19 protein-coding genes are annotated in these 15,457 nt (G+C 61.6%); 11 read left to right on the top strand and 8 right to left on the bottom strand.

What is annotated here, in order from left to right:
• Positions 1 to 456: 456 nt before the first annotated feature.
• Entirely contained in the window at positions 457 to 1,308 is an 852-nt protein-coding gene (locus SSARUM_RS06400; RefSeq protein ID WP_033647059.1) for a DMT family transporter, read from the top strand.
• Between the two features lie 57 nt (positions 1,309 to 1,365).
• Here SSARUM_RS06400 and SSARUM_RS06395 read toward each other — a convergent pair whose 3' ends face one another.
• The gene (locus SSARUM_RS06395; RefSeq protein ID WP_033637547.1) at positions 1,366 to 1,956 is read right to left on the bottom strand and encodes a Yip1 family protein; all 591 of its coding nucleotides are present in this window, start codon (positions 1,954 to 1,956) and stop codon (positions 1,366 to 1,368) included.
• Positions 1,957 to 2,161: 205 nt separating this feature from the next.
• On the opposite strand from SSARUM_RS06395, the gene SSARUM_RS06390 reads away from it, so the two are divergent.
• The 6 genes from SSARUM_RS06390 to SSARUM_RS24660 all read left to right on the top strand — a co-directional run bounded on the left by SSARUM_RS06390 (position 2,162) and on the right by SSARUM_RS24660 (position 5,955).
• Positions 2,162 to 2,629: an acyltransferase gene (locus SSARUM_RS06390; RefSeq protein WP_033647061.1), complete on the top strand. Its 468-nt coding sequence runs from the start codon at positions 2,162 to 2,164 to the stop codon at positions 2,627 to 2,629.
• Positions 2,629 to 3,171 carry a GNAT family N-acetyltransferase gene (locus tag SSARUM_RS06385; RefSeq protein WP_033653479.1) on the top strand — a complete coding sequence of 181 codons (543 nt, stop codon included), beginning with the start codon at positions 2,629 to 2,631 and terminating at the stop codon, positions 3,169 to 3,171. The genes SSARUM_RS06390 and SSARUM_RS06385 overlap by 1 nt, the downstream gene beginning before the upstream one ends.
• Before the next feature lie 104 nt (positions 3,172 to 3,275).
• Entirely contained in the window at positions 3,276 to 4,127 is an 852-nt protein-coding gene (locus tag SSARUM_RS06380; RefSeq protein ID WP_049212815.1) for a DUF1460 domain-containing protein, read from the top strand.
• A 130-nt stretch (positions 4,128 to 4,257) separates the two neighbouring features.
• Positions 4,258 to 5,070, top strand: a complete 813-nt coding sequence (locus SSARUM_RS06375; RefSeq protein WP_033653481.1) for a MetQ/NlpA family lipoprotein — start codon at positions 4,258 to 4,260, stop codon at positions 5,068 to 5,070.
• Positions 5,071 to 5,228: 158 nt separating this feature from the next.
• Entirely contained in the window at positions 5,229 to 5,768 is a 540-nt protein-coding gene (locus SSARUM_RS06370) for a GNAT family N-acetyltransferase (RefSeq protein WP_033637541.1), read from the top strand.
• A 103-nt stretch (positions 5,769 to 5,871) separates the two neighbouring features.
• A complete protein-coding gene (locus SSARUM_RS24660) occupies positions 5,872 to 5,955 on the top strand; it encodes a small membrane protein YohP (protein ID WP_016928643.1) in 84 nt (27 codons plus the stop codon).
• A gap of 42 nt (positions 5,956 to 5,997) precedes the next feature.
• Here the strand turns inward: SSARUM_RS24660 and SSARUM_RS06365 are convergent, their stop codons facing one another.
• The 3 genes from SSARUM_RS06365 to SSARUM_RS06355 form a co-directional block, all read right to left on the bottom strand.
• On the bottom strand, positions 5,998 to 6,918 hold the full coding sequence (locus tag SSARUM_RS06365) for a DUF808 domain-containing protein (RefSeq protein WP_048321354.1): 921 nt from the start codon (positions 6,916 to 6,918) through the stop codon (positions 5,998 to 6,000).
• 102 nt (positions 6,919 to 7,020) lie between these two features.
• Positions 7,021 to 7,986, bottom strand: a complete 966-nt coding sequence (locus SSARUM_RS06360; protein WP_228657591.1) for an alpha/beta fold hydrolase — start codon at positions 7,984 to 7,986, stop codon at positions 7,021 to 7,023.
• A gap of 79 nt (positions 7,987 to 8,065) precedes the next feature.
• Positions 8,066 to 8,470, bottom strand: coding sequence for a VOC family protein (locus SSARUM_RS06355; protein WP_048321353.1), 405 nt, complete (start codon positions 8,468 to 8,470; stop codon positions 8,066 to 8,068).
• Positions 8,471 to 8,545: 75 nt separating this feature from the next.
• Between SSARUM_RS06355 and SSARUM_RS06350 the strand changes: the two genes are divergently transcribed.
• On the top strand, positions 8,546 to 9,001 hold the full coding sequence (locus SSARUM_RS06350) for a GNAT family N-acetyltransferase (protein ID WP_033647069.1): 456 nt from the start codon (positions 8,546 to 8,548) through the stop codon (positions 8,999 to 9,001).
• Between the two features lie 34 nt (positions 9,002 to 9,035).
• Here SSARUM_RS06350 and pbpG read toward each other — a convergent pair whose 3' ends face one another.
• From pbpG to SSARUM_RS06335, 3 genes are all read right to left on the bottom strand, one after another.
• On the bottom strand, positions 9,036 to 9,965 hold the full coding sequence (gene pbpG / locus SSARUM_RS06345; protein WP_041033978.1) for a D-alanyl-D-alanine endopeptidase: 930 nt from the start codon (positions 9,963 to 9,965) through the stop codon (positions 9,036 to 9,038).
• A gap of 151 nt (positions 9,966 to 10,116) precedes the next feature.
• Positions 10,117 to 11,220, bottom strand: coding sequence for an adenosylhomocysteinase (locus SSARUM_RS06340; protein ID WP_060421282.1), 1,104 nt, complete (start codon positions 11,218 to 11,220; stop codon positions 10,117 to 10,119).
• 45 nt (positions 11,221 to 11,265) lie between these two features.
• The gene (locus SSARUM_RS06335) at positions 11,266 to 12,210 is read right to left on the bottom strand and encodes a GlxA family transcriptional regulator (RefSeq protein ID WP_060429711.1); all 945 of its coding nucleotides are present in this window, start codon (positions 12,208 to 12,210) and stop codon (positions 11,266 to 11,268) included.
• A 91-nt stretch (positions 12,211 to 12,301) separates the two neighbouring features.
• Between SSARUM_RS06335 and SSARUM_RS06330 the strand changes: the two genes are divergently transcribed.
• Both SSARUM_RS06330 and SSARUM_RS06325 read left to right on the top strand, forming a co-directional pair.
• A complete protein-coding gene (locus SSARUM_RS06330) occupies positions 12,302 to 12,979 on the top strand; it encodes a DJ-1/PfpI family protein (RefSeq protein WP_060429709.1) in 678 nt (225 codons plus the stop codon).
• 50 nt (positions 12,980 to 13,029) lie between these two features.
• The gene (locus SSARUM_RS06325) at positions 13,030 to 13,593 is read left to right on the top strand and encodes a DedA family protein (protein ID WP_060429707.1); all 564 of its coding nucleotides are present in this window, start codon (positions 13,030 to 13,032) and stop codon (positions 13,591 to 13,593) included.
• A 16-nt stretch (positions 13,594 to 13,609) separates the two neighbouring features.
• On the opposite strand, the gene SSARUM_RS06320 is transcribed toward SSARUM_RS06325, so the two are convergent.
• The gene (locus tag SSARUM_RS06320; protein ID WP_033647076.1) at positions 13,610 to 14,503 is read right to left on the bottom strand and encodes a LysR family transcriptional regulator; all 894 of its coding nucleotides are present in this window, start codon (positions 14,501 to 14,503) and stop codon (positions 13,610 to 13,612) included.
• A 112-nt stretch (positions 14,504 to 14,615) separates the two neighbouring features.
• Between SSARUM_RS06320 and SSARUM_RS06315 the strand changes: the two genes are divergently transcribed.
• The gene (locus SSARUM_RS06315) at positions 14,616 to 15,053 is read left to right on the top strand and encodes a PACE efflux transporter (RefSeq protein WP_033647078.1); all 438 of its coding nucleotides are present in this window, start codon (positions 14,616 to 14,618) and stop codon (positions 15,051 to 15,053) included.
• The last annotated feature ends 404 nt before the right edge of the window (positions 15,054 to 15,457 follow it).

Raw genomic sequence — 15,457 nt, 5'->3', positions numbered from 1 at the left:
CTTTTGTCGCACGCATTGCGTGAACCGAGGCAAGGGCAAGCCGCGCCCTCTGCGTCAACACTGCGCGGCCAAAGCAACATAGCATACCCTTCAATAAATGATAATGATTTTCATTATCATTTATGCCGCTGCGATTTCCGATTGCACGCCCCGCTGAACTTAGTTATGTTTGAGCGATTAGTTTCATTCCCGGTTTTCAGGAACTCACATGGCCTACCTGGCGCACAGCACAGATCCGACAAATGCGACCGTTCCGGCCGCCGTTTTGCTGTGTGCTTCTTCCGCTCCACCCGCCGTTTCCTCTGTCGTTTCAGCGGTTGCCGCTTACCCGCCACGCATTGTGGTCGTGCGCTAAGCCAAACCGACTTTTTACCTCCGGCTTATTGATCTGTTGCGTTCAGGCGTAGACCGCCGCGCGCGCCGGAGCCTGTAATTTTCACGACAGGTGAAATTGACATGCGATTACCTTCTCTCTGGGCCAATGCCGGCCTGGCTACGCTGTTCGTCCTGCTTTGGAGCAGCGGCGCGATCTTCTCCCGCTGGGGGCTGGAGCACGCCTCCGCCTTCGCTTTTCTGTTCTTCCGCTGCGCCATCGCGCTGGCGGTGCTGTTGGCCATCGGCCTGTGGCAGCGCCAGTGCCTGCCCGCCCCCGGCACCCGCCGGCGCGTCGCGCTGATTGGCGTGCTGATGATCGGCAGCTATCAAATCTGCTATCTGCTGGCGTTGGAACAGGGTATTACGCCCGGCGTGCTGGCCACGTTGCTTGGCGTACAGCCGATCCTCACCCAGTTCATCACCGAACGGCGCTGCACCGGGCTGCGGGCGCTCGGCCTGGCGCTGGCGATGGCCGGGCTGACGCTGGTGGTGTACCAAAGCCTGATGGTGGCCCACTTCTCGCTGAGCGGCATGCTGTTCGCCTTTATCGCGCTGGGCTGCATGACCGCCGGCACCCTGCTGCAAAAAGGCATGACGCAGCCGCCGCTGGCGGTCCTGCCGCTGCAGTATGCCGTCGGGTTGCTGATGTGTACGCTGGCGCTGCCGTTTGAGCCGCTGCGGGTCGAGTGGCGGCCGGCGTTCGTGCTGCCGCTGCTGTGGATGGCGGTGGTGATCTCGGTGCTGGCGACCTTCTTGCTGTATCGCCTGATCCAGCGCGGCAACCTGGTGCAGGTCACCAGCCTGTTCTATCTGATCCCGGCGGTCACCGCCCTGCTGGACTACCTGCTGCTCGGCCACGCGCTGGCGGCGCTGAGCCTGCTGGGCATGGCGGGCATCGTGCTCGGCGTGATGCTGGTTTTCCGCCGTGCATAAAAGCAAAAGCCCCCGCGCCGTTCCACCGGCGCGGGGGCGATAACAACAGCCGTTAACTCAGAACAACCAGGAACCGTACCCCCACAGCAGCACCGTCACCCCAAGCAGCAGCTCGAGCAACAGAATGCCGATGGCGAAGGTCGAGCTGGAGAAGATGAACCCTTCCTTACTGTCGATATTCAGGAAGTGCGGGATCCCCAGATTCAGCAGATAGCCCGAATAGCACAGGCCGATAATGCCGACAAACAGACACAGCCAGACGACCGGATAGAGCGCCACAATCCCGCTGAGGAACATCGGGGTCGCCACGTAGCCGGCGAACACCATGCAGCGGTGCAGGCTGGGGCGCGATTCATAGCGCCGCGCCATCCAGTGAATGACTTTCCCCATGGCCGCTACGCCCGCCAGCATCAGCAGGTAAAACGCCACGGCGGTATAAAGCGCGGTAAACATGTCGAGCCTGATGGCATGTCCCTCGCCGGAGAGCCAGCCCAGCTGGGTGGTGCCGATAAAGGCGCAGACCACCGGGATTGCTGCCAAGAGCAACACGTGATGGGTGTATAGGTGCGAGACGCTTTCATTCTCGTTTTTGATCTGTTCGAACTCGGCGCTGGGATGCGCCAGAAGTCCCCAAACATGACTGACCATGAGACACCTCCTATCTCGCCGTAGGCCGCGATCGGCGAACGAATTTCACACCTCCGACGGACTGCTACCCGTGCGAGGATTGCGGCCACGGGGCTCTCTCCCCTGTACTCATTATAGTCTTTCGGCGAAAAAACGTGCGGAAAGCGCAACGCCGCGGCGCTTTGTCTTATACTCCCACCATAAAAACCAGGCTGCGAGGAAGGCCATGTCATCCGTTATCACCACCCGCCAGGCGGGGATCGTCGACGTCGACGCCGGGCGCAACGTCACCGTTGTCGAGCCCTGCAATCTGTACGGCTGCCGGCTCGGCGACGATGTCTTCGTCGGCCCGTTCGTGGAGATCCAGCGCCACGTCAGCATCGGCGCGCGCAGTAAAATTCAGTCGCATAGCTTTATCTGCGAATACGTCACCCTCGGCGAAGCGTGTTTTGTCGGCCACGGCGTCACCTTCGCCAACGATCTGTTCAAAGACGGCGCGCCCAATGCCGATCCGGCCAGCTGGGGGCGCACGCGCGTCGGCGATCGGGTCTCCATCGGCTCCGGCGCCACCATCCTGGCGGTGGAGATCTGCAGCGACGCGGTGATCGGCGCCGGGGCGGTCGTGACCCGCAACATCACCCGCAAGGGGATTTATGCCGGCAACCCGGCGCGCCTGCTGCGGGAGCTGCCGTAATGATCCCGGCCATCCGCATCGCGGCCATTGAGGCGCTGCCCGATGATTACCTGACGCGCGGCGATTTCGGCTTTACCATCCGCTGTTACGCCCTGCCGCAGTTCGACACCCCGGTCGACAGCTGGCCAACCCGCCCGGTGGCGCCGTTTCGCAAACAGTATCCCTTGGCGCCGTTCGCCAACGAAGACAGCGCGACTTTTCTGGCGTATCGCCAGGACCAAGCCGTTGGCCACATCACGCTGAGCAAAAACTGGAACGGTTACACCCTGATCGACGAGATCGCGGTCAGCGCTCACGCGCGCCGTCAGGGCATCGCCGGGGCGCTGCTGGACTGCGCCAAACAGTGGGCGCGGCAGCAGGAAACCTCAGGTATGATGCTCGAAACGCAGAACAACAATCTGGCCGCCTGTCGCTGCTACCAGCATTACGGGTTTATTCTCGGCGGCATCGACCGTTTGCTGTACCGCGCCGAGCCGGAGATCGCCGATCACGAAATCGCGCTGTTCTGGTATTTGCCGTTCAATAGCGAAATCGGTTACTGATTTATCGGCCGCCATTGAGGCTATGTTTACTTTTTAACCCCTACCATCGGATGAGAACTGTTATCACTGACTCTGATAAGCCAGCGACACCCAGGGAGGGCCGTATGAACCAGAACAAGGTTGTTTTACTGATGTTAGCTATCGCCATGAGCGGATGCGCCGAGCGCCCCACCGCCGTCTCCCCCGCAACGCCGCCGACCGACGTCACCGTTTCGCCGCCGGCTGTGCAACCGCAGATGGACGCCAGCACCCGCAGCAAGCTGCATGAGATCCTCGCGCTGCGCGCCGGTTGGCACGCCACGCAGCCACATGGCCGCACCGTCGATTTGATTTCGCGCGAGTTTCTCGGCACGCCCTATCTCGCCAACCGCCTGATCGGTTCGCAGAGCACGCCCGAGCAGCTGGTGATCGACTTCCGCGGGCTGGATTGCTTCACCTACATCGATTATGTGGAAGCACTCAGCACCGCCCGCAGCGAGGGCGAGTTCGTACAGCGCCTGGTAGACATTCGCTACGTCGACGGCAACATCGCCTTCCCGCAGCGCAAACACTTCTTCACCGATTGGGCGCAGCGGCCGAAAAAAGTGGCTGAAGACATCACCGCGCGGCTCAGCCCGCACGCCGTCACCCTCGTGAAAACCCTCAACCGCAAAGCGGATGGCGGCAGCTACCTGCCCGGCTTGCCCGACGTACAACGCAGCGTGACCTATATCCCCAGCGACCGTATCAACGACAAGGTGCTGGCCCAGCTGCGCACCGGCGATTACATCGGCATTTATACCAACCTGGACGGGCTGGACGTGACCCACACCGGCATCTTCGTGATGACCGACAACGGCCCGGTGCTGCGCAACGCCTCATCGCGCAAGGCCAACATGCGGGTGGTCGATTCGCCCTTTATGGATTACGTGATGGCCACGCCGGGCATCGTGGTGCTGCGTTCGCTCAGCCGATAATCCCCCGCCGCATAACGGCTATAAGCTATAGCCGTTTATGCTGAGCGAGCGTTTGACTTCATCGGCGGTTCAGGCTTAGCTGTAAGAACAAAAACCAACTGATTTTATTGTTCTTTTCAGGGAGACTTCGATGACCTTACGCTGGCGTATCACCCCTCTGGCGGCGGCCTTCGCCGCCGTTTTGGCGCTTCAGGGCTGCGATCAAAAAACCGATCGGAACCATATCAAGGTCGGCGTCATCAACGGCGCGGAACAGGACGTGGCGGAAGTCGCCAGACAGGTGGCGAAAGAGAAATACGGGCTGGACGTCGAGCTGGTCGGCTTCAGCGGTTCGCTGCTGCCGAACGACGCCACCGACAAGGGCGAACTGGACGCCAACGTGTTCCAGCACCGCCCGTTCCTCGAACAGCAAAACAAAGATCACGGCTATAAGCTGGTGGCGGTCGGCAATACCTTTGTCTTCCCGATGGCCGGCTACTCCAAAAAGATAAAATCGCTCAAAGAGCTGCCGGACGGCGCGGTGATCGCCATCCCGCTCGATCCGACCAACCTGGGGCGCGCCCTGCTGCTGCTGGAAAAAACCGGATTGATTACGCTGAAACAAGGCAAGGGGTTGTTGCCCACCGCCCTGGACATCAGCGCCAACCCGCACCGTTACCAAATCATGGAGCTGGAAGGCGCGCAGCTGCCGCACGTGCTGGACGATCCAAAGGTCACCGTCGCCGTTATCAGCACCACCTACATCAACCAGACCGGCCTGTCGCCGACCAAAGACGGCATCTTCATCGAGGATAAAGACTCGCCGTACACCAACATCATCGTCACCCGCGAAGACAACAAGGACGCGCCGAACGTGCAGAACTTCATCAAGGCCTATGAGTCGGACGAAGTCGCCAAAGCCGCCGAGAAAATCTTCAACGGCGGCGCGGTGAAAGGCTGGTAATTCCAGGCACTGCGCCACAGGGGCTCTCCCCAAAGAGCCCCTGCCACATCATCATCGCCTTTTCTTATCTCATCATAAGAAAACCCGATTTACCCCGGCGGCGAGCGGCGCGCATAATGGCGTTTATCCGCTGATTTCCAAGGTAAACAGGCATTACCATGACGCTCTCCGCTCCCGTACTCAGCCTCCTTGACGCCACGCCGGACGATATGGCCGCCGTGCTGCGCATTTACACCCACCACGTGCTGTACGGTGCCGCCTCGTTTGAAGAACAGCCGCCGCCCCTGGCGGAAATGCAGCTGCGGCTGAGCAAGGTGCAAGAAGCCGGGCTGCCCTGGCTGGTGGCGAAAAGCGAAGGCCATATTGTGGGCTACTGCTACGCCACGCCGTATCGCCCCCGGCCGGCCTATCGCTTTACCGTGGAAGACTCGGTGTATATCGCCGAAGGGCAACAGGGCAAAGGCGTCGGCAAGGCGCTGCTGAGCAAGCTTATCGCCCGCTGCGAACAAGGGCCCTGGCGCCAGATGCTGGCGATCGTCGGCGATTCCGCCGCCAACCGCGGTTCGCTGGCGCTGCACCAGTCGCTCGGCTTTACCAGCGTCGGGACGTTAAAGGCCGTGGGGTTCAAACTGGGGGAATGGCGCGACACCCACCTCATGCAGCGCGCGCTGGGCGCGGGCGACAGTCAGCATCCTTGAATACATGGCGACGCACGATAGGAAGTTAGCGTCTATAGTGAAGAGTGATTTCATTAAGTTAGCGCCAATCGTGCGCCACATTTAACCGGTAAGGGAGAAGTAAATGAAAATTATTCTGTGGATTGTCGCCATCATCTTCATCGTGGGTTTGTTGACGATTACCGGCGTTCTCAAACTGATTTTTTAAAGCGTCAGCTCCGTCCCGCCCCTTGCGGGGCGAGACTTTTCATCATGCCTTGAAACGCGCGCGCACCGCGCCCAGCGCCGACACCACCGCCAGCACCACGCCGCCGGCAATCGCGCCGAACACCACGTTCAGCAGGGCTGGAATGACACCCTGCAAAATATGCCCCAACGTCGGCACCACCGTAGCGTAGGAAGCCCAGCCCTCAAACAGATGATGTACCGGCGGCAGACCGTGGGTCAGGATGCCGCCGCCGACCATAAACATGGCGACCGTGCCGACGATCGACAGCGTTTTCATCAAATAAGGCGCGGCGCGCACGATGCCGCCGCCGACGGCGCGTGCCAACGCGCTGCCCTTGCGGCTCAGGTACAGCCCCAAATCATCCAGCTTGACGATACCGGCGACGATGCCGTAAACCCCCAGCGTCATCACCAGCGCGATGCCGCACAGCACGATCACCTGCTGACTGAAAGTGGCGCCGGCGACGGTGCCCAACGTAATGGCGATAATCTCGGCGGATAACACGAAATCGGTACGCACAGCCCCTTTTATCTTACGCTTTTCATAGGCCGCCACATCCTCATTGGCGCCCGGTCCGTCTTGCTTATCCTCATGTGCCTGCTTGTCTTGGCTCAGGCTGTGATACACCTTTTCGAACCCTTCGTAGCACAGGTAGGCGCCGCCCACCATCAGCAGCGGCGTGATCGCCCAGGGCGCGAAAGCGCTGATCAGCAGCGCCAGCGGCACCAGGATCGCCTTGTTGATCAGCGAACCTTTGGCGACGCTCCACACCACCGGCAGTTCGCGGTCGGCTTTAACGCCGGTGACCTGCTGCGCGTTGAGCGCCAGATCGTCCCCCAGCACCCCAGCGGTTTTTTTTGCCGCCATCTTGGTCATCAAAGAGACATCGTCCAGCAACGAGGCGATATCGTCGATAAGGGTAAGTAAGCTACTTCCTGCCAAAATGATTCATCCTTTTCATGTTCACGGGCCATTCTATATTTAGCATAGCGGTAAAGCGTCATGAAAGGATATGGGAGGATCGCGGAAAACGCCGGGTGGAAGTTAAAACCTCTCGCCTGACAGTCCCTCATCAGCTCCGAGAGCGAACGCGCGTGAGATATGTTGAAGGATCGGGCCGTGGGCCTCAAAGACGCACGATAAATGCGTGCTGCTCGCAAGCAAGCCAAAGGCAACATGCACGCTGCCATGCTGTTCAACGAAACGCTGCAAGGATTGTGCGCTGAACAACTCATCCTGCGCTGCCGCCAGCAGCAAAGTCGGCAATCGCAGCGCCGCCAGTTGCTTTGCCGGGGTGCGTGGCGTCAAGGCGTTAGCCATATTAACGCTGTATTGGCAAACAAAATCGGGGGAGGCGGCCAGTACGGCCGGGGGGAAATTCAGGCTGACCGCCCGAGATTGCCCAAACCATCGCCCACCGCTGAGCGCATTGGCCACAAAAGGCCATTGCCGCACCTGGGCAAAACGGGCCGCCGCCGCCAGATCGCGGGCCATCCCGGAAAATGGCCCCAGCTCGGGTGCCAGCAGGATCAGGCTGTCCGCCTGCTGTTCACAAGGATAGCGGGTCAGGTAGTTGAGCAACATCCCGGCGCCGCTGGAATGGCCAAGCAGGTGCCTGCGCGCTAACGGAAAACGCAGGCGCATTTCCGCCAGGATGACATCGACATCGCGCCAAATACGCTCAGGCCGCTCAACCGTCCCCCGCTCTCCCGTGGAATCGCCATGCCCGCGAATATCGACCAGGCACACCGCGAGCGTTGGCTCGGCGGCCAGCTGGCGCGCAAGAATGTCATACCCGGCGGCGCTGTTAACCCCGCCGCCGTGATAAACCACGATCACGTCTTCGCTCTCGGCAGTTTGTCGATACAGGCGGTAGCTCAATCCCTCAACGCAACCGGACAACGTGCCCACCTGTGCCCCCGGCCACTCACCGTAAGACTTCGCTTGCTCAACATAGCGGTCAAAATCAATCAAATCGCACCTTTCCATGATGTTGTCGGTATTCCCCACGGCAGAGTTCCTGCCCCGGCGATAAGCATATGAAACAACAACAGGAACTACCATGCCTTTTGCACACTCCCCCTTAGCCTCAGGGCAGATCCCCCGCCGGCACATTGAGCTGCCAGGAAAGCCCAAAGCGATCGTTGAGCCAGCCGAAGCGAGCGCTGAAGCCGTAGTCGTCGAGCGGCATCAGCACCTTACCGCCCTCCGCCAGGCGGTGGAACGCCCTCTCCAACGCTTCTTCGTTAGGCAGGTTGATGAACAGCGACACCGCCGGGGTAAAGCTGAAATCATGGCTGATCGGGCTGTCGATAAACACCAGGTTCTGCCGGTCGAAATCGATGGTGGCATGCTTGATTAACCGCCGGCCGTCCGGCGTCGGGTCGTAATGCTGCACCTGCATGAGCCGAAAACGCGCAAACACCTGGCTGTAGAGGTCGATCGCCTGCTGCGCCTCCCCCTGGAACATGACAAAGGTCGAAACCTGACTCATAACATCCCCTTCGGTAATCGTTGTGGTATTAATGGAGGATAGCGGATTACCCTTGAAGCGGCGAAAGGAGCAACCATGAGCATCATTCATCGCCTGGCGCAGCCGGACGATCTCAACGGCCTGTTGGCTCTGTATCGCGAGCTGCGCCCACAGGATGCGCCGCTGCGCAGCGACGACGCGCGCCGTGCCCTGCAGCGCCTGCTGGACGATCCGGCAATCCGTCTGGTGGTAGCGGCGCAAGAGGAACAGCCGATCGCCACCTGCATGCTGGCGCTGATCCCGGGGCTGGCGCATCAGGCGCAGCCGTTCGGCGTCATCGAACACGTGGTGACGGCGGAGCCCTATCGCGGCCACGGCGTGGCGCTCGCGATGATCGAATACGCGCTGCAGCTGGCCTGGCGCAAGGGCTGTTACAAGGTGATGCTGCTGTCGGGGCAGCAACGCACCGGCGCGCACCAGCTTTATCTCAAGGCGGGTTTCGACGGCGATCGCGAGCGGGGATTTGTCATCAGACGGCCCGAGGGCCGATAGCGGCCTGCCGCAAACGGGCAGGCCGCCAGGCGGGTTATTCGCTGTCGTTCTTCGCCAGACGGGCGTCTTTTTGGCGGCGATAGTCACGGGCGGCGGCCGGGATCGGCGTCACCTTGCCGGTTTCAATCCAGCTGCGCAGCCGGTTGGCGTCGGCGAAGTGGGTATATTTGCCGAAGGCGTCCAGCACCACCAGCGACACCGAGCGGTTACCGATCACCGTGCGCATCGCCAGGCAGTGGCCCGCCTGGTTGGTGAAGCCGGTTTTGGTCAGCTGGATGTTCCATTTCGGGTTGTACACCAGATGGTTGGTGTTGCGGAACGGCAGCGTGTAGTTCGGATCCTTGAAGCTGGCCATGCGTTCGGTGGTGGTGCTGAGCTGGCCGATCAACGGATATTGCTTGGTGGCGATCAGCAGCTTGGTCAGATCGCGCGCCGTCGACACGTTATGAATAGACAGCCCGGTCGGTTCCACATAATGGGTATTGGTCATGCCCAGCGCTCTGGCCTTGGCGTTCATCGCTTTGATGAAGGCGTTGTAGCCCCCCGGATAGTGGTGCGCCAGGCTGGCGGCGGCGCGGTTTTCCGACGACATCAGCGCCAGCAGCAGCATATCCTTACGGCTGATTTCGCTGTTCAGCCGCACCCGTGAATACACCCCTTTCATCTCCGGCGTCTGGCGGATGTCCACCGCCAGCATCTCGTCGAGCGGCAGGTGCGCGTCGAGCGTAACCATGGCGGTCATCAGCTTGGTGATCGAGGCGATCGGCACCACTTCATCCGGGTTGCGCGCATACATCACCTTATGGGTTTGCATATCGACGACCATCGCGCTGCCGGAGGCCAACTCCGGTTGGGTGGCGTGCAGGGCGGCGGCGTTGTCGCTGGCCAACGCGCGCGGCGCAAAGCCTGCGCCCGCCTGCAAAGCGAGCAGGGTCAGAACCAAAACACGTATTTTCACAGGCATTACTCTGAAATGGGGGCTTGAACTCAGCGAATTATATGTGAGGGTTCAGCGCTTGGCACTGGGATTGTATGGCGGATTTGTGACAAATTCTGTCCGCTGAAAAACGACGCAGCCCGCGGGCGCTCTGGGATGAACGCCCGCGTGGAAAAAGTTACAGCGCCGGCTGCCAGGCCGACTGCGGCAACAGGTACAGCCCCGGCGTTTGCCGCGCCCCGGCGCCGACGATATGGCCGATGCCGGCCGCCATCACCGCCAGCGTCACATCGAAGGCGTTAAGGCTGTCGCCATAGCCGGCGGTCAGGTTGAACATCGAGCCGTTGGCCAGCAAATACACCGTCTTCTCATTAAGTTGGTAAGCGTTCACATAAGGCATCGGCTCGTGGTGCGGCAGGCCTTGCAGGAAGCCGACGTCGATCTCTTCCGCCACGTGGCCGACGTTGAGGATAAACACGCCGTCCTGCGCCTGTTGCAAATGCTGCGCCGAGAGCACGTTTTTCGCGCCGGTTGCGGTAGCGATCACGTCCGCCTGCGCGACGGCGCTCGCCAGATCCACCACCTGCCAGCCGTCATAACGCGCCTGCAGCGCGCGCGCCGGATCGATTTCCGCCACCATCACCTGGCCGCCGTAAGCCCTGGCCGCCGCCGCTGTCCCCTGCCCGACCAGGCCGTAGCCGATCACCAGCACGCGCTTTTCGTGCAGCGTCAAATGGGTGGTCTGGAAGAAGGTGTGCCAGGCGGTCAGCCCAACCATATGCCGATTGTGCAGCCCCTCTTTCACCGGCAGATCGTCCCAGTTGAAGATCGGGTAGCGCGGTGCCACGCCGTTTAACCGGCTGATGCCCGAGCCGGTGGCCTCCAGCCCGGCGACGATCCGCGGGCCGCTCCGCGATTGGTGCAAACGGGTGGTCAGATCTGCCCCCATTTCGCACAGGTGGGTCGGCTGCCAGGCCAGCGCGCGGTCGAAGGACTCCGACCACTCGCCGGCGTTCATGTCGCGCCAGGCATAGGCCTGCGCGCCCCGCCGTTCCAGCCAGGCCACCACGTCGTTCTGCACCGTGGTGGGATTGCAGGTGGTCAGGAAGATCGCCGCGCCCTTATCCAGCAGGCCGGCCACCAGCGGCGCCATTTTCAGATCCAGGTGCATATTGCACGCCAGCCGCACCCCGTGCAGATCCGGCAACGCCGCCACCGCCGCCCGGGTGCGCGGCATATGGCGCATCGCCCAGTTCAATTCGCTCTCGAAATCCTGATACATCCGTTGCTCCTCTGGTGTGCCCCGCCGCCAGGCGTGGCAAAAAAGTTATCCCGCGCGGCCGAGCCGGCGGATCGCCTGCGGCGACAGGCCAAATACGCGGATAAACGCCCGCCTCATGCGCTCCGGATCGCTGAACCCCACCGAACGGGCGATCGCCTCCAGCGGCTCGGCGCTCTCTTCGATGCGCACCCTGGCCGCCTCCACCCGCAGCTGTTCGATCACCTTGGCCGGCGTCTGCCCGGTTTCGGCGCGGAACAGCCGGCCGAACTGGCGCTCGCTCAGGCAGGCGGCGTCGGCCAGATCCGCCACCGACAGCGGCAGGTGCAAGTGCTCGCGCGCGAACGACAGCGCGGCGCGCATGCGATCCGACGACGGGTTCAACGCCAGCAGCAGCGAATACTGCGACTGCCCGCCGGGGCGCCGATGATAGACCACCAGCTGCCGCGCCACGCCCGCCGCCATCGTGGCGCCCAGATCGTCCTCGATCAGCGCCAACGCCAGATCGATGCCGGCGCTGATGCCGGCCGAGGTCCAGATATCGCCGTCGCGAATGAAAATGCGGTTGCTGTCGACGCGGATGCGCGGATAGCTCTGCTGCAGCCGCGCCGCGTGATACCAGTGGGTGGTGGCGCGCTTGCCGTCCAGCAAACCGCAGGCCGCCAGAATAAACGCGCCGGTGCACACGCTGGCGATGCGCCGCGCCCGCCGGCTGTGGGTGGTCAGAAACGCCACCAGCGCCGGCGACTGCGCCGCCATCACGTTGCCGCTGCCGCCGGCCACCACCAGCGTATCGAAACGCTCGTCGCCGCACGGTTGCGTGGCGATCTCCACCCCGGCCGAGCTGGCGACCATCCCGCCCTGCGGCGAGATCGCCACGCAGCGGTAGGCCGATGGATCGGTAAACTGGCTGACGTTATCGAACGCCGCCAGAGGGCCGGCAAAGTCCAGCAGGTTGAAACCGGGAAAAACCACAAAACCGATCGTTTTCATGATGGCGCTTTTTGAGGGTTATCTGTCATACCAGCCAAAATCAGGGCGGCTATTATGGCCCAGGTCCAACGATAAAAATGAGGCGAATGTCATGTCTGAACCACTCGTGATTGTATTTCCCATCTATCAAGGCGTCACCCAGCTCGACTTCACCGGCCCGCTGCAGTTTCTGCGCCGCATGCCGGGCGCGGAAATCATCGTCGCTTCGGTAGACGGCGCGGATGTCGAATCAGAAGGCTTGCACTTCACCCAGCTGCGCCCGCTGCCGGAGATCGCGCGCTGCGACGTGCTGTGCGTGCCGGGCGGCAGCGGTTGCACCCAGGCGCTGCAAGATGAGGCCTTTATGCAGCAGATCCGTCGGCTGGGCGCCGATGCCCGCTACCTGACCTCAGTGTGCACCGGTTCGCTGATCCTGGCCGCCGCCGGCTTGCTGGCGGGCAAACGCGCCGCCTGCCACTGGTCGATGCGCGACAGCCTGGCGCTGTTCGGCGCCATCCCCAGCGCTGCACGCGTTGAGCGCGACGGCAACGTGATCAGCGGCGGCGGCGTTACCGCCGGCATCGATTTCGCGCTGGCGCTGATCGCCGAACTGCACGGCGAAGACACCGCCCAAACGATCCAACTCTACCTGGAATACGCCCCGGCCCCGCCGTTCACGGGCGGCACGCCGGAACTGGCCCCGCCGCACATTTACGCCAGGGTACAGGCGCAGATGGCGGAAAGCCTGGCGCGGCGCAGAGCATTGGTGACCCAGATCGCCCAAGGCTAGCGATCGGGCGTATACTTGCCCTTATGCGTCAGTCACATAAGGAGTAAGGAATGACCGATTTGGCCCACTACATTACGGACTACGGCTACTGGGCGTTGTTTATCGGCTGCCTGGCTGAGGGAGAAACCATCACGCTGCTGGGCGGCATCGCCGCCCATGAAGGCTTGCTGCACTGGCCGTGGGTGATCGCGGTGGTGGCGCTGGGAGGTACGCTGGGGGATCAGCTGCTGTACTTCGCCGGCCGCCGGTTCGAAGGCCGGGTCATCTCGCGGCTCAAGGGGCAGGAAAAGCGCATCGCGCGCGCCAGAAAGCTGATCGCCCGCCACCCGATGCTGTTCGTTATCGGGGTGCGCTTTATGTACGGTTTCCGCATCATCGGCCCGGTGCTGATCGGCGCCAGCCGCCTGCCGCCGTCGTGTTTTGTGCCGCTCAACATCCTCGGCGCCATTCTGTGGGCGACGATCTTCGTCATGCTCGGCTATTTTGGCGGCCAGGCGATCGAACGCTTCGTTACCGGCTTCGACAAAAAACTCTCCAGCCTGCTGTTTGTCGCGCTGGCGATCGCCGCCATCCTGCTGGTGCGCTTCTGGTGGCGCAAACGCCACGCGGAATAAGCCAGCGCACCTAGCGTCAGCTTTCCTGCAGTGCCGCGCGCATCAGCTCGACCAGCTCGCGCGCCGCCTTATCCAGCGGGCGGCTCTTCAGCCAGATCAAATGCATCGGCAAGCGCAGCTCGTTCTTGGTGTTTTTGAATTTCAGCCGTACCAGCCGCCCCTGCGCCAGCAGCGGCTCGGCCAGCGACAGCGGGAAATTGCCCCACCCCAGGCCCGCTTCCACCATGTTCAGCGCCATCGGCAGGCTGTCGGTGCGCCAGTAGGCCTCCGCCACCTGCGGGCGCAGATCGCCGATCGGCAGATCGCGGCTGGCCACCATGATCTGCCGCACGTTGACCAGATCCTCGAGAAACAGCTCGCCCGCCGCGCCGTCCAGCGCCGGGTGCTGCGGCGAGACCATCGCCACCAGCGATTCCGCGCCGACGGAGTGGAACTGCTCCGCGCTGTTGATGTTTAGCCCGCCGAACGCCAGGCAAACGCCAATGCGCTCCTGGTGCAGCATGTGCAGCACGTCGTCCTGCGGCGCGCTGAGCACTTCGATGTTCAGTAGCGGATAACGCTGCGACAGCGTCTTCACCGCCGCCAGCAGGCTGGCGCCGTTAATGTCCGACGCCACGCCGATCGAAAGCCGGCTCTCCAGCCCCTGAGACAGTTCGATAGCGTGCACCTGCAGCTGCTTGAGCTGCCCGGCGATCAGCCGGGCGTGCGGCGCCAGGGCCAACGCCAGCGCGGTCGGCGTCGGTTCGCGGTGCGAGCGATCGAACAAGGCGAAACCGAGTTCCGCCTCCATGTTGGCGATGCCCATGCTGACAGCGGACGGTACGCGCCGCAGCGCGCGGGCGGCAGCGGAAAACGAACCGCGATCGAGCACCGCCAGAAACAGTTCGATATTGTCGCTGGAAAAGTTCATCGTTTAACCTGTCAGTAAAACTGACAGCTCCTTACTTTTTCTATCAATGTGATTGACGTTATCTTAGCCGCCGTCGCCGCAGAGGCAACTAAAAACAGATCGGGAGAAAACAATGCAAGGCGTCAAACGCAAACTGGTGTATGTCACCGCTTATGAAATCATCGGCATGGCGATCTCGGCGCTGGGGCTGGCGCTGCTGTCGGGCCATGCGCCGAGCAGCACCGGGCCGCTGGCGGTGGTGATCACCACCATCGCGGTCAGCTGGAACTTCATTTACAACTATTTATTCGAGTGGTGGGAAAGCCGCCAGCTGTCGCGCACCCGCACGCTCAAGCGCCGCATTTTGCACGCCGTCGGCTTTCAGCTGACGCTGGTGGTGTATCTGATCCCGCTGATCGCCTGGTGGATGGGCATCACGCTGTGGCAGGCGCTGCTGCTGGATATGGCGCTGATCGTCATCATTCCTTGCTACACCTTCCTGTTTAACTGGGCGTTCGACAAGCTGTTCGGCCTGCCGGCTTCGGCTCTGCCGGCCGGTGAATCCGCCTAAAAAGCCCCCGCGTCCGATTCGCCTGCGCACGCTAATTACTGCGCAGGCGCCATCGCTTTATTTTCCGCCCGCCTTCCCCCTCACGCAAAATAACTTCAAAATCCCTTTAATTTGCGCGGTAATTATTATTCTGTGATTTCAATCACTTTTATCGTTCGATATTTCCGTGTTGATAATAAGACTCATCTTACTGAATAATATGCGCTTTTGTTTTCAGTTTAAAAAATACACACAATTGTTCACGCTTTGTACGCAGGTTTTTTTGCCACCTTTATCGGGAAACGGTAGCATGCCACGCCGTTATTTAACGGCGGCTGTATACACAATAAACAGCGGAATGATGCCACGACCTCATTCTCATTACGATTGCTGATGGCAATCGTTTGCCCTGCAGCTCAGGGCGG

The sequence above is a fragment of the Serratia sarumanii genome, from assembly GCF_029962605.1.
Taxonomy (GTDB): Bacteria; Pseudomonadota; Gammaproteobacteria; order Enterobacterales; family Enterobacteriaceae; genus Serratia; species Serratia sarumanii.
Note: the sequence above shows the minus strand (reverse complement) of the source record. Positions and strands in the feature narration are given on the sequence as shown.